At 37.6% G+C, this 22,341-nt stretch carries 17 protein-coding genes and 1 other annotated feature; of the genes, 14 read left to right on the top strand and 3 right to left on the bottom strand.

Features of this window, described 5'->3' with window-relative positions; all coding sequences use genetic code 11:
* The first annotated feature begins 151 nt into the window (after positions 1–151).
* Together K4422_RS12780 and K4422_RS12775 are read left to right on the top strand one after the other, a co-directional pair.
* The gene (locus K4422_RS12780; RefSeq protein ID WP_230711386.1) at positions 152–991 is read left to right on the top strand and encodes a Cof-type HAD-IIB family hydrolase; all 840 of its coding nucleotides are present in this window, start codon (positions 152–154) and stop codon (positions 989–991) included.
* Positions 992–1,031: 40 nt separating this feature from the next.
* A complete protein-coding gene (locus K4422_RS12775) occupies positions 1,032–1,562 on the top strand; it encodes an HAD family hydrolase (RefSeq protein WP_230711385.1) in 531 nt (176 codons plus the stop codon).
* A 28-nt stretch (positions 1,563–1,590) separates the two neighbouring features.
* Here K4422_RS12775 and K4422_RS12770 read toward each other — a convergent pair whose 3' ends face one another.
* A complete protein-coding gene (locus K4422_RS12770; protein WP_206904318.1) occupies positions 1,591–2,940 on the bottom strand; it encodes an aspartate kinase in 1,350 nt (449 codons plus the stop codon).
* A gap of 397 nt (positions 2,941–3,337) precedes the next feature.
* On the opposite strand from K4422_RS12770, the gene ezrA reads away from it, so the two are divergent.
* The gene (gene ezrA / locus K4422_RS12765; RefSeq protein ID WP_230711384.1) at positions 3,338–5,062 is read left to right on the top strand and encodes a septation ring formation regulator EzrA; all 1,725 of its coding nucleotides are present in this window, start codon (positions 3,338–3,340) and stop codon (positions 5,060–5,062) included.
* 195 nt (positions 5,063–5,257) lie between these two features.
* On the opposite strand, the gene K4422_RS12760 is transcribed toward ezrA, so the two are convergent.
* Positions 5,258–7,054, bottom strand: a complete 1,797-nt coding sequence (locus K4422_RS12760) for a glycoside hydrolase family 2 protein (RefSeq protein ID WP_230711383.1) — start codon at positions 7,052–7,054, stop codon at positions 5,258–5,260.
* Positions 7,055–7,155: 101 nt separating this feature from the next.
* Here K4422_RS12760 and K4422_RS12755 point away from each other — a divergent pair, with 101 nt between their 5' ends.
* From K4422_RS12755 to K4422_RS12705, 11 genes are all read left to right on the top strand, one after another.
* Positions 7,156–7,965, top strand: a complete 810-nt coding sequence (locus tag K4422_RS12755) for an AraC family transcriptional regulator (protein ID WP_230711381.1) — start codon at positions 7,156–7,158, stop codon at positions 7,963–7,965.
* Positions 7,966–8,118: 153 nt separating this feature from the next.
* Entirely contained in the window at positions 8,119–9,261 is a 1,143-nt protein-coding gene (locus tag K4422_RS12750) for a cysteine desulfurase family protein (RefSeq protein WP_230711379.1), read from the top strand.
* Between the two features lie 18 nt (positions 9,262–9,279).
* Positions 9,280–10,491 carry a tRNA uracil 4-sulfurtransferase ThiI gene (thiI, locus tag K4422_RS12745; protein ID WP_230711378.1) on the top strand — a complete coding sequence of 404 codons (1,212 nt, stop codon included), beginning with the start codon at positions 9,280–9,282 and terminating at the stop codon, positions 10,489–10,491.
* 344 nt (positions 10,492–10,835) lie between these two features.
* Positions 10,836–12,428, top strand: a complete 1,593-nt coding sequence (locus K4422_RS12740) for a SpaH/EbpB family LPXTG-anchored major pilin (RefSeq protein WP_230711377.1) — start codon at positions 10,836–10,838, stop codon at positions 12,426–12,428.
* 250 nt (positions 12,429–12,678) lie between these two features.
* The gene (locus tag K4422_RS12735) at positions 12,679–13,344 is read left to right on the top strand and encodes a redox-sensing transcriptional repressor Rex (protein ID WP_230711402.1); all 666 of its coding nucleotides are present in this window, start codon (positions 12,679–12,681) and stop codon (positions 13,342–13,344) included.
* 84 nt (positions 13,345–13,428) lie between these two features.
* Positions 13,429–13,920, top strand: coding sequence for a thiol peroxidase (gene tpx, locus K4422_RS12730; RefSeq protein ID WP_230711373.1), 492 nt, complete (start codon positions 13,429–13,431; stop codon positions 13,918–13,920).
* A gap of 41 nt (positions 13,921–13,961) precedes the next feature.
* Positions 13,962–14,172 (top strand) — a binding site (T-box leader).
* A gap of 238 nt (positions 14,173–14,410) precedes the next feature.
* Positions 14,411–17,050, top strand: coding sequence for a valine--tRNA ligase (locus K4422_RS12725; RefSeq protein ID WP_230711372.1), 2,640 nt, complete (start codon positions 14,411–14,413; stop codon positions 17,048–17,050).
* Between the two features lie 361 nt (positions 17,051–17,411).
* Positions 17,412–18,731, top strand: coding sequence for a bifunctional folylpolyglutamate synthase/dihydrofolate synthase (locus K4422_RS12720; protein WP_230711370.1), 1,320 nt, complete (start codon positions 17,412–17,414; stop codon positions 18,729–18,731).
* A complete protein-coding gene (locus tag K4422_RS12715) occupies positions 18,721–19,377 on the top strand; it encodes an HAD family hydrolase (RefSeq protein WP_206904292.1) in 657 nt (218 codons plus the stop codon). Before K4422_RS12720 ends, K4422_RS12715 begins: the two co-directional genes overlap by 11 nt.
* Before the next feature lie 57 nt (positions 19,378–19,434).
* A complete protein-coding gene (radC, locus tag K4422_RS12710) occupies positions 19,435–20,112 on the top strand; it encodes a RadC family protein (protein WP_206904289.1) in 678 nt (225 codons plus the stop codon).
* A gap of 151 nt (positions 20,113–20,263) precedes the next feature.
* Complete coding sequence (locus K4422_RS12705; RefSeq protein ID WP_016172708.1) at positions 20,264–20,464, top strand: cold-shock protein; 201 nt, start codon at positions 20,264–20,266, stop codon at positions 20,462–20,464.
* Between the two features lie 200 nt (positions 20,465–20,664).
* Here K4422_RS12705 and rnjA read toward each other — a convergent pair whose 3' ends face one another.
* Positions 20,665–22,341 carry a ribonuclease J1 gene (rnjA, locus tag K4422_RS12700; RefSeq protein WP_206904288.1) on the bottom strand — a complete coding sequence of 559 codons (1,677 nt, stop codon included), beginning with the start codon at positions 22,339–22,341 and terminating at the stop codon, positions 20,665–20,667.

Genomic DNA, 22,341 nt, shown 5'->3' with positions numbered 1-22,341 from the left:
TTTAAATAGTAATAAAAGATTTACAGTGTTTATTGTAGCTGATTGTTTTGAGATAAACTAGTCAGAAATTAGATTTTCCTCTTCTAAGAATTGGTGCAATTTTGAAGCAGTATGGTAAACTAAAACATAGTAAAATGAAAAGGAAAAAAAGATGATTAAAGCAATTTTTTTTGATATTGACGGAACACTATTAGCAGATAATGGAAAGGTTTTGGCTAGTAGTAAAGATGCGATAAAAAAAGCGCAAGAAAAAAATATATATGTTGGCGTAGCAACGGGACGTGATCCCGTAAAAGTCAAAGAATTATTAGGTGATGTTGGGTTAGATATGTTTGTCACCTATAATGGCCAATTAGTTTATACGCCGAAGCAAACCATTTATGCCCAGTCTTTTAAACCAGAAGTTTTAGAACAAGTGACGCGTTTTGCTGACACTCATAATCGTTCGATTAATTTTGGAACCCGCAATGTTGTATCTGGCAGTCGTCTTATGCGCTTGGGGCAGTCAGCTGTTGTTCAGCGCTTGGCGCGTTTTATTCCCAGCAAATTCCCCGTTAAAGCGATGCAAAATGTTATGCAGGTTTTAAGCTTTTATAAAAAAGATGATCACTATGAAAAAATGACAATCTTAAATCAGCCAATCTATCAATGTATGATGTTGAGTCCAGAATCTGAAACAGAACTTTTAAAAACAGAATTACCTGACTGTGGTTTTCACCGTTCCAATTCTTTTTCGGTTGATATTGTGCCAAAGGGTGGTTCAAAATTAAAAGGGATTGAAGTTTTCTTGCAGCATAAAGGCATTGCGCTTTCTGAAGCGATGGTTTTTGGTGATCATTACAACGATATTTCTATGATCAAAGGTGCAGGAGTCGGAGTTGCGATGGGCAATGCCAAGCGAATTACTAAAGAAGCTGCTAATTATGTGACTGATACGAATAATCACAATGGCATTGCGCAAGCATTGCGCTATTATCATATTATTTCGTAAGAAGATTTTTAATAGATAGCTAAAGTGAGGCAGACAAATTATGAAAAACCCCTATGAAATGGCAACGGAATTTCACCAAATTTTTGATCCCCGCATCCCCGCAAAACCGACGGCATTCACAGCGACGGAAGCAATTTTTCGCTCTGGTTTTAAAATAGAAGAATTAGTTGAATTTCTCTATGAAAGTACAAAGGATAATTCCAGTGACTTTGTAAATAGTATTGAGAAATTACATGAAGCCATTGATGCGGCACAAGAAAAAGTATTGCAAAAACGAGCTACTAAAACCCAAGCTGATTCAGATCCATTAGTAGGCCAGGTGGATGCATTGGTTGATTTACTTTATTTAACTTACGGCTCATTTGCTTTAATGAAAGTTGACCCGCAACCGATGATGGAAATTGTGCACGACGCCAATATGAATAAACTTTTTCCAGATGGCAAACCCCATTATGATCCCATCACCAACAAGGTATTAAAACCAGCAAGTTGGCAAGAAAATTATGCTCCAGAAGAAAAAATAAAAGCAGAACTGAAACGACAAAAAAACGTAACCCAAAGAGGAAGTTAATTCCTGTTGGGTTACGTTTTTTTATTTACTAATCAAAGAATGTGTAATAAAGGGTACGAATCGCTAATTTTTCTTGTTCTTTATGAATCCCAAACATAATGCTGACCTCAGAAGAACCTTGGTTAATCATTTCCAAGTTGATTTTTTTACGGGCTAAAGCAGCAGTGCTTTCTGCGGTACAACCAACTCGTTGACGCATGCCTTCACCGACTACCATAATCATCGAAAGATCATGGGTGATGCGCAGTTCATCGGGATCAATCTCATAGGCAAGTGTCCGTAAAAGTTCTTCTTCTAATGTTTTGTCTAGCTGATTAGCCCGTAGAACAATTGAAATATCGTCAATTCCAGAAGGCATATGTTCATAACTCAAGCCAAAGTCTTCCAAAATACTCAAGACGCGACGTGTAAAACCTATTTCTCTATTCATAAGGTACTTACTAATGTAAATCATAGTGAAACCTTCATCACTAGCAATTCCCACTACTGGTTCATCAACTGCATCCCGAGTAGTCGTAATTTTTGTTCCTTGGCAAAGAGGATTATTTGTATTTTTAATCACCACCGGAATTTTGGCACGGTAAGAAGGCATTAAGGCTTCATCATGGAAAACGGTAAAACCAGCATAGGCAAGTTCACGCATTTCACGATAAGTTAGCTCCTTGATAATTTCTGGTTTGTGAATATAACCTGGATGAGCGGCATAAATACCGTCGACGTCGGTGAAGTTTTCATATAACTCAGCTTTCACCCCAGCGGCAACGATGGAACCTGTAATGTCTGAACCTCCACGGGAAAAAGTACAAACTTGACCCCCTTCGGTATAACCAAAGAAACCAGGGATAATTAGAACTTCTTTTGTGTCAGCCCATTTTTTCATTTTTTGATAAGCCTTAAATAAAATTCGGGCATTGCCAGGTTCACTTGAGACAATGATGCCAAAGTCTTTGGGATTTACATAGCGCGCGTTTACACCTTGTGCTTGTAAAATACCAGCGACTAGTCTGGCGTTGTTATCTTCACCACTTGCCAAAATTTCATCTTTTAAAAAGTCGTTGCCCTCAACAGGAAGTATTGCTAGCTTTTGTAAGCGGGCGGTAATGTCTTCAATAATTTTGGCATCCACATTAAAGACTTTGGCAATAGCTGCATAACGTGCCGCAATGGTTGCAATTAACTCGCTAACATCTTGATCTTTTATTTTTGCTTCATAAAATGCAATCAGGTGATCAGTAACCTTTGTATCTTCTTTATCCCGTTTACCTGGGGCAGATACTACCACGAATTTTCTTTTTGGATCATCGGTAATGATATCGATGACTTTTTGAACTTGGGTTGCTGAAGCAAGAGAGCTTCCGCCAAACTTCACTACTTTCATAATAGTATCTCCTTTTTGCAATTTTCAGGCTGAAAAACCTACTTTTATTTTGTTACGCCGAGATTATTTCCTATAAGGGTACAAAAAACTGTAAAAAAAAGCAAGGGTTATTATTAAAAAAATCACAAAGTCAAAGCTGGTAAAAAGCTTTTTAAGAGTTTATAAAGAGTTTTTTTGATAGAGGCTTGTGAAAATAAGCTTCTGAAAAAAATTGTAAAGATTTTGCTATTCTTTAGTGCCAGTCTTTTTTCTTTGTGTTATAATCTAGCGTAGACGTCTTGTGGACCGATGGATAAATTTTAAATACTATAGAAGAAAAATAGTATTCAATGGATAAAAAAAGCTGCTAGACAGCATATTATACGGATATTTATTTTTGAAAGTGGAGGAACCATCAATGGGAAGTAGTAATGTAATCATTGGAATAGTCATCGCCATCATCGTTGTGGCAGCGATCTTGTATCTGATTAGTTATTTCATGAGAAAGAAAAATCAGGAAAGATTGCAAGCACTGGAAGACCGCAGGGAGCACTTGTTTGATTTGCCGGTCTTAGAAGAAGTTGATGATGTTAAGAAGATGCATTTGGTTGGTCAAAGCCAAAATACTTTCCGTGAGTGGAGCCAGAAATGGAATGACATCTCTACTTCTTCATTTGCCGAACTTGAAAGTCAAATTTTTGAAGTTGAAAGTTTAAATGAAACTTTCCGCTTTTTCAAAGCCAAAAATGCCATTGTTGATGCAGAACAAACTATGGATGCAATGGAAAAAGAAGTTGAAGAAATTCGCGCTGGTCTAAAAGAATTACGTGAAAGTGAAGAACGTAATTCACTCGAAGTTCAAAAGGCTTTAGACATCTATGAAGACTTGAAGAAAAAATTGCGGGAGCAAGGGGAAGAGTTTGGTCCAGCATATTCTGAGTTACAAAAGCAAATTAAAAACATTGAAATTGAATTTACTCAATTTGTTACCTTAAATACATCTGGTGATCCAGTTGAAGCCAGAGAAGTGCTGGAAAGTGCTGAACAACACACGTATGAATTAGATGACCGCATGAAACGTATTCCAGCAGCTTACGAAGAATTAAACAAAACTTTCCCAGATCAGTTAAAAGAAATCCAAGATGGCTATAAAAAACTTTTAGAAGACCATTACGTTTTCCCTGAAGAAAACTTCCAAGCTGAAATTGATCGTGTGAAAAAACGCGTTGAAACTTCAATGGGGGATTTGGAAAAAACAGAAGTGGATACAGTTGAAGTTGCCAATCGCGATACAGCTAGTGGGATTGATTCTTTATATGCAGTAATGGAAAGAGAAATCAATGCCCGTCGTTATGTCGTGAAAAACAAACCAGTGATTGCAGATTATATTACCCATGCTCATCGTAACAATCATCAATTGATGATTGAAATTGATCATACCGCACAAACGTATACTTTAAATCATAATGAACTAGGACGTGTCCGTGGCTTCCAAACTGAAATCGACGAATTGATTCGTCGTAACAAAGATTTGGAACCTAAAATGGAAGCTCATGAAATGCCATTTTCTGAAATTCAAGCCTTCTACAAAGATGCTTATAAAATTTTGGATGATTTGGAAAATCAACAAGTTGAAATTGACCATGAATTACGTGAATTGCGCAAAGGCGAGAAAGTTGCCCAAGAAAAAGTGGAACAATTTGAATTCCAATTACGCAATTTAAAACGCTTCGTAGAAAAACAACGCTTACCAGGTTTACCTAATGATTACTTGGAAGCTTTCTTCATGGCAACAGATCGGGTCGAAGATTTAGGCAAAGCGTTAAATAAAATCCGGGTGAACATGGAAGAAGTTAATAAAATCATGAAAAACTGTGAAGCCGATATTAAAGATTTGGATAGCTACACTCATGATTTAGTGGATGCAGCTGCTTTAACAGAACAAATGATGCAATACGCAAACAGATATCGTCATTCACATGCAGAAATTAAAGCTGCAATTGAAGGTGCTTTGGAATTGTTCAATAAAGAATATCGTTATCAAGATGCTTTAGATGAAATCGGGGCAGCCTTAGAACGAGTTGAGCCTGGTGCTTTTAAACGAATCGAAAACTTCTATTTTAAAAATCGTGATTTAGTCTAATAAAAATGCGAGTCTAAAAGTGACTCGCATTTTTTCTATTTAAAGAGCCAAGGAACATTTTCATTGTTCCTTGGCTCTTTTTGACAAATAAAATTAAATTCAAATCACCTGTCGCTTGTTTTTAGTCACTTTCAAATCTATTAGTAAAAAGTCTTTTAGTAAAATAGGAGAAAGCTACTGGTGTCATATAACAGCTCAGTCTTCAATTCTGGCGTGTTGGGAATTGATCTCTTTGAATTTTTGTACATCAAATTTTGGCTTTCGGTCGTAATAATAAAGTCCGTTACGTTCTTGTTCAACGTCGTAAAGTTGGGTATAACAAAAACCAAATATTTTTTCGTGTTGCAACAAAACATCGGTTAATCCGCGATAGCGTGCAAAAAATTCTTCTTCAGTTTGGGGAGCATCGCCATATCCCCAAGCGTTTTCTGGCTTATTATCTGGGTCCCATTTGATACCACCGTATTCACTTACGCAATAAGGCAGACCTTTTTGATAACTTTGACGCAGGTGATGCTCATCCCAAAACTCGCCATTTTCTTGTAGTGAACCAGTGAAATGTTCCTTAAATACTGCCGGGTCTTGGCAATAATCATGAAGGTCATAAATGTCGGTTACAACATGATAATTTCCACTGGTGTCAACGATTGGACGGGTAGAATCAAATTGTTTGGTCGTATGATAAATGAGTTCAACGATCTCGTCACGTTGTTTGCGCCCATTGACATCCCAAGTCTCATTCATAGGACACCAAGTTACAATAGCTGGATGATTAAAATCGCGCTGGAGTAATTCTTGCCATTCCGGTAAAAAGTGGAAAACAGCTTCAGACTCGGATAAATCTAATCCCCAATTGGCCATCTCACCCCAGACGAGATAACCGGCGCGATCACAATGATATAAAAAGCGCGATTCAAAAGCTTTCTCGTGCAGACGTGCGCCGTTGAAACCACAAGCAAGCGAAAGTTCAATGTCTTTTTTTAAATCCTCATCACTAGGAGCAGTATAAATTCCGGCTGGATAAAATCCTTGATCTAAGACAGTCCGCTGGAAAACAGAACGCCCGTTTAACAAAAAGCGATAGCCAGACATAGCAACTTCTCGCAGTCCAAAATAACTTTGTAAAATATCTTCTTCAAAAGTAAAAGTAATATCATATAACCGACCAGCTCCTAGTTCCCACAAGTGGGTTTTTGCTAAGGAAATTTCAAGCATGGTCTGATTACCTGTTAAAACGCTAGTAGCTTCTCCCATCTTTTCACCTTGATAAAAAGCAGTTGCGTTTAACTTGCCACTACCATTGGTAATGACTTCAATTGCAATTTTACCTTCAGCAATATTAGGAAAGTAGCGCAATGTTTTAATATGTTTTGGTGGCAAAAATTCGAGCCAGACCGTTTGCCAAATGCCAGTTGTACGGGTGTAATCACAGCCGCGGGAGTAAAAAAAGCGACTTTGTTTCCCAACCGGTTGACGATTTTCCTTCATATTGTCTTCAGCATAAACAACGATAGTATTTTTCCCAGCGTGCATCACTTTTGAAATATCAAAATAAAAAGAAGCGTAGCCGCCTTGATGGCTTCCAACTGAGTGTCCGTTAACGAATACTTCGCAAAAATAATCGACAGCACCAAAATGTAAATGACAGCATTTTGTGACTTCTTCTTTCGTTAAAATAATTTCTCGTTGGTACCAGCAAGCAGGAATAAAATCTGGGTAGCCAATGCCAGAAAGGCTACTTTCAGGGCAAAAAGGAACGGTAATCTGCTGCGTAAAAGGATTTTCATTTGGCGCACTTTGCCAATTCTCAAAAATATTTTCATTTGTATTTAAGACGGTATTTTTCGTATCATTAGTGACTTTGTGCCAATTACGATCGCGGCCACTGCGGCCAAAATCAAAGGCAAAATTCCAAGTTCCGTTTAGATTGCGCCAATTTTCCCGCATTTTTTGTGGATTGGGATGTTCTGGTCTAGGGATTGTTGTAGTCATTTTTTTCCTCCATTGACGATTTATTGTGTTATGTATAGTATACAATCATAAGGATTTGAAAAAATGCAGAATAGAGCTAATTAAGTGAGGAATACACGCAAATGAAAGAATATATTTTGAGCTTTTTACCCAGTCAGTTTTCCAACCCTGATCAATTTCGAGTTGAACTGGCGGGCATTACTTTTCCTTTTAAAGGCTATTTTGTGAATCGCGTTGATTCAAAACTCTATAGCTTGGAATATGTTATCGCCGGCAAGGGAATGATCGAAGTAGATGGGCTTTTACACGAAGTCAAAGCCGGGGATAGCTTTTTATTACCACTGGGGCACCAACATCGCTATTGGTCTGATGATAAGGAACCTTTTCATAAAATCTGGGTGAATGTTTCTGGAGCGTTGTGCCAGCAATTAATGCAAACCTATCAATTACAAAGACAATATGTTTTCTTTCAAACGGATACTTTTAATGTTTTGCAAAGAATGCTCACTGACTGCGAAAAAAAAGGTACGACACAAGAACGCAGTGATACATGCGCACTACTATTTCATGAAATTCTACTTATTTTAGCTGAAGGGCAACCACACCAACACCATTTGGTACCAAGCAACATACAAGCAGTCAAAGAATATTTAGATAATCATCTGCAAGAAAATGTTACCTTAGAAGAGTTAGCAAATGTAGCCAGTTTATCGCCATCACAGCTTACACGGCAATTTAAGCGCTACTTTCAGCAGACGCCGTATGCCTATTATCTAAGTAAAAAAATTGAGTCTGCGCAATTATTGCTAAAAGAAACACTATTAAGTGTCCAAGAAATTGCTGCGCGGTTAAATTTTTCTGATGAGCATTATTTTTCCAATGTATTCCGACAAAAAACGGGCATGACACCAACGGCTTGGCGCAAAAAGTAAGTTTTATCAGATATTTATAAAAAAGTAACGATTAAAAATGGCAACATGCACAGCGAAACTACTTTCTTTAGGAAAAGATAAAGTACGTTACCTTGAAACCAGACGAATGTCCGTTTATAATAGGAAAGAATTTGAGAAGGGAAGTTTTTTTTCATGATATATTTTGACAACAGTGCGACGACAGCCATCGCACCACTTGCGCTGGATGCCTATCTGAAGACGAGTCAACGGATTATTGGAAATCCTTCTAGTCTTCATGATTTAGGCAATCAGGCAAATCGTTTACTACAACAAGCTCGTAAGCAAATCGCTGAGCTACTAGCAGTGCAGGCTAATGAAATATATTTCACTTCTGGGGGAACAGAAGGAGATAATTGGGTTTTAAAAGGTACCGCTTTGGATAAAAAGGACTTTGGACGCCATATTATTATTTCCAGTGTTGAACATCCAGCTGTTAGTGAAACGGCCGCTCAATTAGCAGAAAATGGGTTTGAAGTTAGTGTAGCTCCTGTAGGAAAAGATGGACTAGTCGATGTTAGAAAATTAAAAGATTTAATCCGCAAAGATACAATTTTAGTTTCTGTTATGGCGGTTAATAATGAAGTTGGTGCCATACAGCCAATTCAAGCAATTAGTGAAGTTTTAAAAGATTATCCGAAAATTCACTTTCATGTAGATGCCGTGCAGGCTATTGGAAAAGTTTCTCAAGAAGAGTGGTTAACACCAAGAGTAGACTTCGCCACTTTTTCGGCACATAAATTTCACGGTCCTCGTGGCGTAGGTTTTATCTTTTGGCGCAAAGGTCGCAGAATCGCTCCACTATTAACAGGAGGCGGCCAAGAAAATAATCAACGGAGTGGTACAGAAAACGTGCCAGGAATTGTTGCGGCTTCAAAAGCATTGCGCTTAACATTGGAGCAAAAAGCTAAGCGGCCTGATCACGTGCCAACATTACGTAAATACTTATATGAAGCTTTAGTAAAATATGAGAAGGTGACGATTTTTAGTGGGGAAGAAAATTACGCGCCGCATATCTTATGTTTTGGAATTAAAGACATTCGTGGCGAAGTTTTAGTTCATGCTTTAGAAGAAAAACAAATTTTTGTTTCTACTACAAGTGCCTGCTCAAGTCGTAAACATGTTGAAAGCAGTACCTTACACGCGATGAATGTACCTGCTAATTTGGCAACTACTGCGATTCGCGTTAGTCTAGATGAAAGCAACACAATGGCTGAAGTGGAACAATTTTTAATTGTTTTCCATCAGCTTTATCAAAAATTCAGTAAAATCAATTAATAGAACAGGAGTTTTAAGGTGAACTACACAGAAATCATGGTGCGGTACGGGGAACTTTCCACAAAAGGGAAAAACCGCCGCAGCTTTATTCGGCAATTAGCAGACAATGTAAAAAGCGCACTGGCTGCTTATCCCAATTTAAAAATTGATGCCCAACGAGACCGGATGCACATTTTATTAAATGACGAAGATAGTCAACCTGTAATTGAGCGGTTGCAAAAAGTTTTTGGCATTCAAAATTTTTCACCGAGCTTGCGGGTGGAAAAAAATATCGCTGCAATTAAAGCAGGTATCGCGCAAATTATGGCCTATGCCTACACTGGCAGTGAAACTTTTAAAATTAACGCCAAACGTTCAGACCATGATTTTGAATTGACAAGTAATGAGTTAAATCAAACATTAGGGAGCTATGTTTTTTCATTATATCCGGATATTAAAGTCCAAATGAAAATGCCAGATATTAATTTGCGGGTGGAAATTCGCTTAGATGGTGTCTACTTGTCTTATGAAACCATAAAAGGTGCTGGCGGCTTACCGGTTGGAACCAGTGGCAAAGGAATGTTGATGCTTTCTGGCGGAATTGATTCACCAGTGGCGGGTTATCTAGCTATGAAACGCGGCGTTGAAATCGAAGCAGTACATTTTGCTAGTCCGCCTTATACAAGTGAGCAGGCATTACAAAAAGCCAAAGACTTAACCGAAAAATTGACACCTTATGTCGGCAATATTCAATTTATTGAAGTACCATTTACTGAAATTCAAGAAGAAATCAAGAAAAGAGTGCCACAAGGTTACTGGATGACTTTAACGCGGCGAATGATGTTACGCCTAACCGATGCAATTCGTGAGGCGCGTAAAGGGTTAGTCATTATAAATGGTGAATCACTGGGACAAGTTGCTTCTCAAACATTACAAAGTATGGTGGCTATTAATGAAGTCTCCACAACGCCGATTATTCGTCCAGTTGTTACAATGGATAAATTAGAGATCATTGAAATCGCACAAGCAATCGACACCTTTGAATTGGCGATTCAACCTTTTGAAGACTGCTGTACAATTTTTGCCCCACCCCAACCGAAAACACGTCCGAATTTAGACAAAGTTCATCATTATGAGAAAGCATTAGATATTGATGGTATGATTCTACGCGCATTAAACGGTCTTAAAATTGAAGAAATCACCCCTAATGCCACCAGTGAAAAAGAAGCAGAATTTGCTGATCTATTATAGGTAAAAAGTACGAAAAAGTGCGTTAATGCGTGATTTTTATTTGAAATAATAAAAAAATATATCAGCAAAAATGGCGTTATTTTCAATCAAAGTTAGAAATATTTTTCCTTGATTTTGCTTGAAATGATATTTATCTAAAATTAAATAACAATTAGAAAATGATGAAAGAGGCGTCCCGCCTCTTTTTTTCTTTGTAAAAAAACACGCAAGCGCTTAAAACAGTTGATGAATCACCATTTGGCTAAACTTTGCCCCCTATAAAATCCTCTGATATGATTAATTTAGGTTAGAAATCCAAAAAAAAATGATGAAGTCTAGCTAAAAGAAAGAGGGAGGGAAACAAAATGAAACACAAATCGAAGTTGTTTGGACTGTTGGCAATTATTACGATGTTAGTACCATTGTTTGTTGGCGGAATTGTTGGAGGGGCTGCAGAGGCGACCGGGACTGCTGATAATGAACCTGATACAATTAATATGGTTCTCCACAAAAAAGAATTTGACAAAATGCCAGAAATCCTAAAAGAAAATACTGGTGAATTAATGAATAATTTTGGTGGTAAGGGGTTAAATGGTGCAGGTTTTACGGTGTTTAACATCACTGATTTTGTTTATGGCTTAATTGAAAATAAGGTAGTTGCTGATGCAGCTGCAGCTATTGCAAAAGCACAAGAAGTTGCTGCAGGAATCGAAAAAGGTTCTAGCACAACAATTGGTGCAAAAGCCTATGAAAACTTTACTGACATGGGAGCGAAAGCTAAGGCTGAAGTTACTACTGCCAAAGACGGCGAAGATGGTGAAGATGGAATTGCGAAATTTAATGACTTAGCATACAAAACTAATGACAAGCATAGCGTGTATATGTTTATTGAAACTACAATTCCAGATAATGTGAGCACACATGCAGCACCATTAATTGTTTCACTACCATTGACAAATAGTGCTGGTAAATATTTAACAACTGCACATTTGTATCCAAAAGATGTAACATTTACAGATGGCAAGCACTTAGATACAGACGGATTGACTAAAGTTGATCTTACAGATGCTGATGAAACAAACCATATCTATGGTACGGAAGTAGGAAAAGTTCACGACTTTACTATTAACTTCACTATTCCAGCTAAAATCAAAGATAAAACTTCATATGGTTTTACTGATACACCAAGTAAAGGGTTAGAATTAGTTGTACCAACTGAAGGGATTAACTCAGCAGTAACAATTACATCTTCAACAGATGAGAAATTAACTGCAGGCACTCACTATACAATTACTCCAAATACTGACGATGGTGGCTTTACCGTTGACTTTAAAGTTGATCAAGCTGTTGTACAAGCATTAGCAGGAAAATCCTTTACTGCTTCTTACAAAATGGTAGTAACAGACGAAGCAGAAGAATATCAAGAGTTTGGAAATAAAGCAACTGTAAAAGTTGGGGACAAAAATTATCCTTATGAGACACCAAAATTAATTTATGGTGGCCATACATTTGTTAAGCAAGATCAAAACACAAAAGCAAAATTAGCTGGTGCAAAATTTGTTATTACTAAACGTGGAGAGGATACAACTAAAGCTTTAAAATTCACAAAAAAAGATGGCAAATATGTATTAGCTGCAAATGGCGCTACTGAATTAGAAACAGATGCAAATGGTTTGATTAATGTAGAAGGTTTAGATTATGGCGAGTATGACTTACATGAAACAGCTGCACCTAATGAGTATATTAAATTAGATGCTCCTGTACAATTTACAATCGCTCCTAATACAGCTGAAGGTGCAACAACGTTAATTCCATCAAAAACTATAGATAACGTTAAAAAAGGTCTTTTACCTTCAACTGGTGGCACTGGTATCATCGCATTCCTAGCAGTAGGTGCGGCATTGATGGCAGGTGCATTCATCTGGTACCGCAAATCTAAAGTGAACGAAGAAGTATAAAATTTAATACTTGAAAAAGGAAAGCTGCGGCTTTCCTTTTTTTGCGTAAAAAAGCCTTGCTGCGAGATTCTGGCAAAAATATGAGGCAAATTGAATTGATATTTTTTCAAATTTTGTGACCAACAGATAGATCTATCATTTTTTGTTATTAAAAAAATTTTGTGATATTGTTTTGCTATCAAAATAACTTGCGAGGATGTCTGTGGCATGATACACTGACTATGTGAAAAAACGAACAAAGGAGCCAATCATGGTCGAAGATAGTAAGTTAAAACAGATTCCTAAGGCAACGGCGAAACGTTTGCCTTTATATTTACGCTATTTAAATATGTTACAAGACTCCGGTATTAAACGAATTAAATCAAAAGAATTTGCAGAGATCACACAAGTTCCTTCTGCTACTATTCGACGCGATTTTTCCCATTTAGGGGAATTGGGTCGAAGTGGTTATGGCTATGATGTTAGTTATTTGATTGAGGTTTTTAATAGTATTTTAGATACCAATGAAGAAAAAAGAATTGCTTTAGTTGGCTTTGGAAATCTAGGGAAAGCATTAGCAAACAACAATTTTCGGCGTAACAGTAATTTGAATATTGTTGCGGTTTTTGATAATAATCCAGATTTAGTCGGAAAAGTGATTGATGGTCATGAAATTTATAGCATGGCTGATTTTGATACAGTTGCCAAAGATAAATGTGTCACAGTAGCAATTTCAACTGTGCCAAGTCAGTTCTCGCAAGAAGCAGTAAATGTGATTGTAAAAGCGGGGATTACGGCGATTTTAAATTTTGCACCAGACCGCGTGGACGTACCAGGAAATGTGCATGTGCAATACATTGACTTAACGACAGAATTACAGACGTTGATTTTCTTTGACCAAACGTATCAAGATAAAACAGCGGTGACAAATAGTTAAGCAGTATCTTTGGTTTTTTACCGATCCTTATCTATACTGAATGTAGCAAGATATTTTACAACATCAGTAAAAGGAGAAGATAAAATGGAATTAACAAAAAAAGGCCAACCCGTGACATTACCCGGTGAACAACCAGCCGTTGGTGAAAAAGCGCCAGCTTTTACTTTAGCAGATTTACAAGATGTTAAACATACGGTTACCGATTTTTTAGATAAACCAACAATTTTAAGTGTTGTGCCAGACATTGATACCCGTGTTTGTGCTATTCAAACCAAACGTTTTAATATGGAAGCAAGCCAAATAAAAGAGCTTAATTTTGCCACTATTTCAAATAATACCAAAGTAGAACAAGCTGCTTGGTGTGGGCAAGAAGGCGTAGAGATGTTAATGCTTCATGATCCGGATAATACGATGGATGAAAACTATCATTTATTAATTCCAGCAACTGATCACTATGCCCGCGTTATTTTTGTTTTGGATAAAGAAGGCGTGATTCAATATCGGGAAATTGTACCAGAAATTAGTCAAGAGCCAGATTATGAAAAAGCGCTAGCAGCGGCGAAAAGTTTAATTTAAAAATTCTGATTTGACACTTGGTATGCTTCATTGTAGAATAAGCCAAGACGTTGAACAAGAGGAGTAGCAGAAGACTGCGTTTGAGAGAGGAAATCACAGCTGAGAGATTTCCACGTAAGTTTTGTGAAGGTAGCTTGGGAGTCTTTGATTGGAAATTTTAGTAAAATCAAACGTTTCGTGACCGTTAACTCACGCTTAAGAGGTAGAGTGATCTACAAATTAGGTGGTACCGCGTAAATTTACGTCCTAAGATGCTTGGCATCTTAGGACTTTTTTTATTGTTAAACAGATTTAAGTTTTAAGAATAATTTTTATTGGTTTATTAAAGTAGCAAGGATTCATTTTATAGCGAAGATGTTTTAGCATGAAAAATTATTTTTCATACGAGAAATCAAGCGCGGAGTTTTTATTGTTTAGTTTACAGGCGGTTGAGATTGAAGTTTTGATTTGCAAAGGCTAGTTAATTTTTAAAATTTAAGGGGGCAAAAAAATGTCTGATAATTTATCAACAAAGTATAATCCACAAGAAGTGGAAGCAGGCCGTTATCAAAAATGGTTGGACGAAGATTTATTTAAACCAAGTGGGGATAAAAAAGCAAAACCTTATTCTATTGTGATCCCACCACCAAATGTTACCGGAAAATTACACTTAGGTCATGCTTGGGATACAACCTTGCAAGATATGATTATTCGCCAAAAACGGATGCAAGGTTTTGATACGTTATGGCTACCAGGAATGGATCATGCCGGTATTGCAACGCAGGCCAAAGTAGAAGAAAAATTGCGGGAACAAGGAATCTCTCGTTATGATTTGGGTCGGGAAAAATTTATTGATAACGTTTGGGAATGGAAAGATGAATATGCCGATCATATTCGTGAGCAATGGGCTAAAATGGGTCTTTCTTTAGATTATTCTCGGGAACGTTTTACTTTAGATGAAGGGTTGTCAGAAGCAGTCCGCAAAGTTTTTGTTACCTTATACGAAAAAGATTTGATTTATCGTGGTGAATATATTATCAACTGGGACCCGCAAGCCCGCACTGCCTTATCAGATATTGAAGTGATTCATAAAGATATTGAAGGTGCTTTTTATCATATGACGTATCCTTTAAGTGATGGAACAGGTGAGTTGGAAATTGCGACAACCCGTCCTGAAACTATGTTAGGAGACACTGCGGTTGCGGTTCACCCAGAAGATGAGCGGTACCAACAATATATTGGCAAAACCGTTATTTTGCCATTAGTGAATAAAGAAATTCCAATTATCGCCGATGAATATGTTGACCGTGAATTTGGAACTGGGGTTGTAAAAATTACGCCAGCTCATGATCCCAATGACTTTGAAGTAGGAAATCGTCACGACTTGCCACGGGTAAATGTCATGAACGATGACGGGACGATGAATGATTTAGCAGGAAAATATGCTGGTATGGATCGTTTTGCTGCTCGAAAATTAATCGTTTCAGATTTAGAAGAAATCGGTCGCTTGGTTAAAATTGAAAAAATGAACCATAATGTTGGGCATTCAGAACGGACCGGCGTAGTGGTGGAACCCCGCCTATCAACACAATGGTTTGTGAAGATGGCACCTCTTGCCAAAGAAGCAATTGAAAACCAAGCAACAGAAGATGCCGTTGAATTTTACCCACCACGCTTTAATCAAACATTCTTGCGTTGGATGGATAATGTTCATGACTGGGTAATTTCGCGCCAATTGTGGTGGGGACATCAAATCCCAGCCTGGTATCACAAAGAAACCGGAGAAATGTATGTCGGTATGCAAGAACCTAGCGATAGTGAAAACTGGGTTCAAGATCCAGATGTATTGGACACGTGGTTCTCTTCTGCTTTGTGGCCATTTTCAACTATGGGTTGGCCTAATACGGATAGTGAAGATTACAAGCGCTATTTCCCAACCAATACATTAGTTACCGGATATGATATTATCTTTTTCTGGGTTAGCCGGATGATTTTCCAAAGTTTGGAATTTACTGGTGAACGTCCATTTAACAACGTTTTAATTCATGGGCTAATTCGGGATGAACAAGGGCGGAAGATGAGTAAGTCGCTTGGTAACGGGATTGATCCAATGGATGTCATTGACAAATATGGGGCAGATGCCCTGCGTTGGTTCTTATCCAATGGTTCTGCTCCTGGTCAAGATGTGCGTTTTAGTTATGAAAAAATGGATGCTGCCTGGAATTTTATCAATAAAATTTGGAATGCTGCTCGTTTTGTTTTGATGAATGTCGAAGGCATGACCGCTGCAGATATTAATCTAAATGGGGAAAAAACAGTGGCAGACCGCTGGATTTTAACCCGTTTAAATGAGACAGTTGAAAAAGTAACCGACTTGTTTGATCGCTTTGAATTTGGTGAAGCTGGTCGTCAATTATACAATTTCATTTGGGATGATTTCTGTGATTGGTATATTGAAATGAGTAAAGAAGTTTTATACGGAGAAGATGAAGGTTCTAAACAAATGAACAAGAGTATTTTGGTCTACACACTAGATCAAATCTTGCGTTTGTTGCACCCAATCATGCCATTTGTAACAGAAGAGATTTGGAGCAAATTACCTCATGAAGGAGCGTCACTAGTAACAGCAGCTTATCCAGTTGTTCAACCAGAATTTAACGATGCAGCAGCTGTAAAAGGCATGGAATTCTTAATTGAATTGATTCGTGCGGTACGAAATATTCGTGCCGAGGTGAATACACCATTATCTAAACCAATTACTTTGTTAATTCATACCACAGATGCTGAAATTGATGAATTTCTAGTTGCTAATAAAAACTATATTGAACGCTTCTGCAACCCAGAAGAGTTGGTGATCTCAGGGGAAGTTGACGCGCCAGAACTTGCGATGTCTGCTATTTTAACGGGAGCAAAAATCTACTTGCCACTAACAGGTCTAATCAATATTGATGAAGAATTGCAACGTTTAGAAAAAGAATTGTCAAAATGGAACAATGAAGTAAAACGCGTCCAAGGTAAACTTGCTAACGAACGTTTTGTTTCAAATGCTCCTGAGGCTGTCGTAGCAGAAGAGCGGGCCAAAGAAGCCGATTATTTAGATAAACAAAAGGCAGTTAGTGAACGAATTGAACAATTGCGGACGATTAAGTAAAGTACTTGGTATTATCAAGCTAAATTAGAAATGAGTGTTTTGTTTTAGCAATAAAAAAGCTAAGGTGATTTTTATACCTATTTGAATAAATCGCTTATTTTTAAAAGAACGAAAAATATGGCCTCAAATAAATAAGAGAGTAAGGGCACAGGTCCTTACTCTCTTTTTATCGAGATTAAAAAGGAGTAGCACTATGGTTAATGAAAGTTCAGTGATGAAATTAGACAAAATAAGTGTTTGGTGATGCAATGGTTTTAGTTGTAAAAATGTGAGATGAAACTAAGCTGTATTTTCTAATGGCAACGATTTGTTTTTTTCTTTACCTAGGAGTTTGTTATAATGAAGCGGTGAGGTGGGAAAAATGGTAGAAACGGGAAGTAAAGCAATTGAATGGATTCACAGTCGCAGACCCTTTGGCCAAAGACCAGGGTTAGAGCGCGTTAAAGCATTATTAGCTTTAGTTGATCATCCTGAAAAAAAAGTACCAACAATTCATATTGCCGGCACCAATGGGAAAGGTTCAACTGTTAGCTATTTAAAAGAAATGTTACAAGAAGCAGGGATTGTCGTTGGCACTTTCACGTCACCTTATATTGAAAGTTTCCACGAAAGAATTGCCATTAATGGCAAATTTATCACGGATGAAGAATTGGTCACATTGGTAAATAAGTACCAACCATTAGTTGAAAAATTAGATCAGCAAGAAGCAGTTAGCGGCATTACGGAATTTGAAGTATTAACAGCGCTGGCTTTGGATTACTTTGTCGGTAAAGTCGATGTTGCAATTATTGAAGTAGGTCTAGGCGGATTGTTAGATTCTACCAATATCGTGGAGCCGATGTTGACTGGGATAACGACGATTGGTTATGACCATACCGAAATCCTAGGAGACACCTTAGAGGAGATTGCAGCGCAAAAAGCCGGGATTATTAAACCAAACATTCCAGTTGTAACGGGGAATATCGAAGATAATGCATTAGGTGTCATTATAGATACCGCCACAAAAAATAATGCCGAAATTTATCGCTTTGGTAAAGAATACGAGGTCACTTATTTGCATCCAGATGATAATTGGGGCGAGTGGTTTGATTTTCGTAATCAAAACGGAAAATTAAAAAATTTGAAAACAGCGCTAATTGGACGTCATCAGCCGGAAAATGCGGGGGTTGCAATTCAGTTATTTGAATTGTATTGTGCATTAAACAAGATTAATTGGCAGGAAAAAGAAATTAAAAAAGCTTTGCAACAGACGTTTTGGCCAGCTCGCATGGAGCGACTTAGCTCAGAACCATTAATTATTTTAGATGGCGCACATAATACCCATGCTATGAAGCGCTTAGTTGAATCCATGCAAGATGAATTCAAAGGTCGCAAATTGCATATTTTGTTTTCAGCTTTAGAGACAAAAAATGTCACTGAAATGCTACAAGAATTACTAAAACTAAAAAATGGTCATATTTATTTAACGACATTTGATTACCCCAGAGCAATCAAATTAGATGATGATTTTGTCAATATCGATGATAAGCGGGTGTCGATTGTTTCTTTATGGCAATTTGGCTTGGCCGAGATTTTAGAAAAAATGGATGATGAATCGTTGTTACTTGTAACTGGTTCATTGTATTTTGTTTCAGAGGTAAGAAGTTTATTGCTAGAAATGGGGGGCGCACATGCAAGTTAAAGGTGTTATCTTTGATATGGACGGATTAATTTTTGATACAGAGCAACTTTATTATGCCGGTGCCCAAAAAGCGGCTGATAAATTTGGCATTCCCTATGATAAAGACTTGTATCTAGATTTACTCGGCATTTCAGATGAAGAGGTAATAAAACGCTATCATGAAATGTTTGATCACAAATTTGGTAAAACAAAAGTGTCAGATTTTATTGCAGCTTCCTATGAGAATACGAAAATGATGTTTGCTAGTGGTCAGGCGGTTTTAAAACCGGGGGTCATGGAGCTGTTAGCTTATCTGCAAGCGGCAAAAATAGACTGGATCATCGCTTCTAGTAATCAACGTAAAGTAATCGATGAATTATTGTTTCGAGCCGATTTAAGCAAGCATTTTCCTAAGATTGTCTCGTGTGAAGATGTACTACGGGCTAAACCTGATCCGGCAATTTTTCTAGCAGCACAAGCTATTCTAGGGACCAAAAAGGCAGAAACACTAGTTTTAGAAGATTCACAAAATGGTGTTTTAGCTGCATTTCAAGCGAATATTCCGGTAATTATGATCCCGGATTTACTTCCTCCAGATGAAGTGTTAGCAGCAAAGACACGCGCTGTTTTACCTTCTTTACATGAAGTAAAAAACTATCTAAGTTAAAAATGAATGACAACTCCTTTGCGTATCTTATTTAAAAGAGTGCAAAGGAGTTTTTTGATGGGAAAAAAAGTATTACCACTTAGTATGCGTCCACGAGAACGTTTAAAGGAAAAAGGAGCAAAAGTGCTTTCAGAACAAGAATTATTAGCTATTATTTTGCGAACAGGTTATAAAGGAGCCACTGCAGGTGAGCTTGCGGCAGAAATATTGCATTACTTTGGTGATTTATATCAATTTAAAAGAGCAGAACTACAGGAATTAACTAAAATTTCAGGAATTGGAGAAGCAAAGGCGGCAGAATTACTGGCTGCAATTGAATTGGGACAGCGAATAGGAAAGGCGTCATGTCCTAAAATCGGGCATGTTTCTTCAAGTTATGAATTGGGTTGTATGTTAGCCGAGGAGATGAAAGATTATGAGCAGGAACACTTATTGTGTATTTATTTAAATACAAAAAATCAAATTTTACAAAAAAAGACAATTTTTATTGGCTCGTTAAATCAATCGATTGCTCATCCCCGTGAGATTTTTAAAATAGCAGTTAAAATTGCGGCTGCCCGGATAGTGATTTGCCACAATCATCCTTCTGGTAGTCCAACCCCTTCTCATAATGATATCGTTTTTACTAAAAGACTAAAGGAATGTGGTGAAATGATGGGGATTGAATTATTGGATCATTTGGTGATTGGTGGTAGCGAATACATTAGCTTGCGGGAAGAAGGTTTATGGAATTAACAGGCTTGCAAAAAAAATCGGGCAAGTGTAAAATATTAGTGTAATTTTGTTTAGCGGTTTAGCGATAGAAGTTGAAACATTTGGGTCACCTCTATTCTTTGCCAACAACGTTACACATCAATTCGTGCAAAGCACAAGGAGGTTTTCACCCATGGAACATGGTACAGTAAAATGGTTTAACGCAGAAAAAGGTTTTGGCTTCATTTCACGTGAAGATGGCAGCGATGTATTCGTACATTTCTCTGCAATCCAAGGCGACGGTTTCAAAACTTTAGAAGAAGGTCAAGCAGTGACTTTCGACGTTGAAGAATCAGACCGCGGTCCTCAAGCTACTAACGTAGAAAAAGCCTAAACTATTTTTAAATAGGCATTTTATCCTCAGAATTTATTCTGAGGATTTTTTTATTTAATAATGGTGAGTTGGAGCGCTTATTTTAAGGCTAAATAAAAATACCCCAGTACTAAAAGAAGAATAAGCTGTGTTAAGCTTTGCTCTTTCTTTTGTACTGGGGTATTTTAAATATTAAACTGTGCCGTAGTCATTACTTTAAATTAATTTTCCGGTGTCATAATCATGGATAAAATCATCGGATGACGCTCGGTTTTTTCAAATAAATAAGGTTGCAAAGCATTCGACATTGCTTCTCTTAATTTGAACTCATTACAATCAGGCTGATTCATGGCTTCTCTTAAGGCTTTGAAAAGCAGTGTTTGACCTTCGTTAATCATTTCACCGGATTCCCGCATATAAACAAAACCGCGGGATAAAATATCTGGACCAGCTAAAATTTCTTTTTTAGCAAGATCAACCGTTGCAACGGCTAAAACTAATCCTTCTTCTGATAAGATATGGCGATCGCGCAAGACAACATTTCCGATATCACCGATACCACTACCGTCAACATAGACATCTCCGGCGTTGAAATGACCACAAATACGGGCACTGTCTGCAGTTAAAGCTAGCATATCACCATTTTCCATTAAGAAACAATTTTCTTTTGGTACGCCAGTATCTTGAGCCAATTGCGTATGGATTTTTAACATCCGATACTCCCCATGAATAGGCATGAAGTATTTTGGCTTCATTAAACGTAACATTAATTTTTGTTCTTCTTGGCCGCCATGACCAGAAGTATGAATGTTGTTGATTTTACCATGAATTACTTCTGCGCCAGCTTCCATCAACAAGTTGATTAAGTGGTTAACACTCGTTGTATTTCCTGGAATTGGTGAACTTGAAAAAATCACGGTATCCTCTGGTTGAATTTGAATTTGTCGGTGAGTACCATTGGCAATGCGACTTAAAGCTGCCATGGGTTCACCTTGGGAGCCGGTACATAAAATTAAAACTTCATTTGCTGGCAAGCGATTAACTTCATGGGCATCAATAAAAGTGCCATCGGGAACTTTTATATAGCCTAATTTCTGACCGTTAATCATGGCATTTTCCATACTCCGACCAAAGACTGCAATTTTGCGTCCGGTTGCAACGGCAGCATCAGCAGCTTGTTGCAGTCGAAAAATGTTGGAAGCAAAAGAGGCGAAAATGATTCGTCCTTCAATTTTTTCGAAGATTTTTAAAATTGAAGTGCCAATAATTTTCTCTGATTTTGTAAAAGTTGGAATTTCAGCATTGGTACTATCAGATAAAAGGCATAAAACGCCTTCTTCCCCAATTCGTGCCATTTTGTGCAAGTTTGCAGGTTCTCCTACGGGTGTAAAGTCAAACTTAAAATCACCCGTTTGAACGATATTACCAGATGGTGTTTTCACCACAATCCCTAAAGCATCTGGAATGCTATGTGTCGTGCGGAAAAAACTAACGGAAGTTTTACGGAAACGAATGATCGTATCTTCATTAATTTCATGAAGTTTGGCATCACGCAGTAGTCCGTGTTCATCCAATTTGTTGGTAATTAAAGCTAAAGCAAGTGGGCCAGCGTATATTGGAATATTGGCTTGGCGCAATAAGTAGGGGATTCCCCCAATATGGTCTTCGTGACCGTGAGTAATTACAAGGGCTTTAACTTTTGGCAAGTTTTGCACGATGTAACTATAATCGGAAATGACATAGTCAATTCCAAGTAATTCATCTTCTGGAAATTTGATCCCAGCGTCAATGATGATGATTTCATCTTGGAATTGTACCCCATAACAGTTTTTTCCAATCTCACCGAGACCACCGATTCCGAAGACGCCGGTTTCGTTGTTCTTCAAAGAGACTTTCAT

Source organism: Enterococcus sp. SMC-9, from assembly GCF_021011285.1.
GTDB classification, from domain to species: Bacteria; Bacillota; Bacilli; order Lactobacillales; family Enterococcaceae; genus Enterococcus_C; species Enterococcus_C montenegrensis.
Note: the sequence above shows the minus strand (reverse complement) of the source record. Positions and strands in the feature narration are given on the sequence as shown.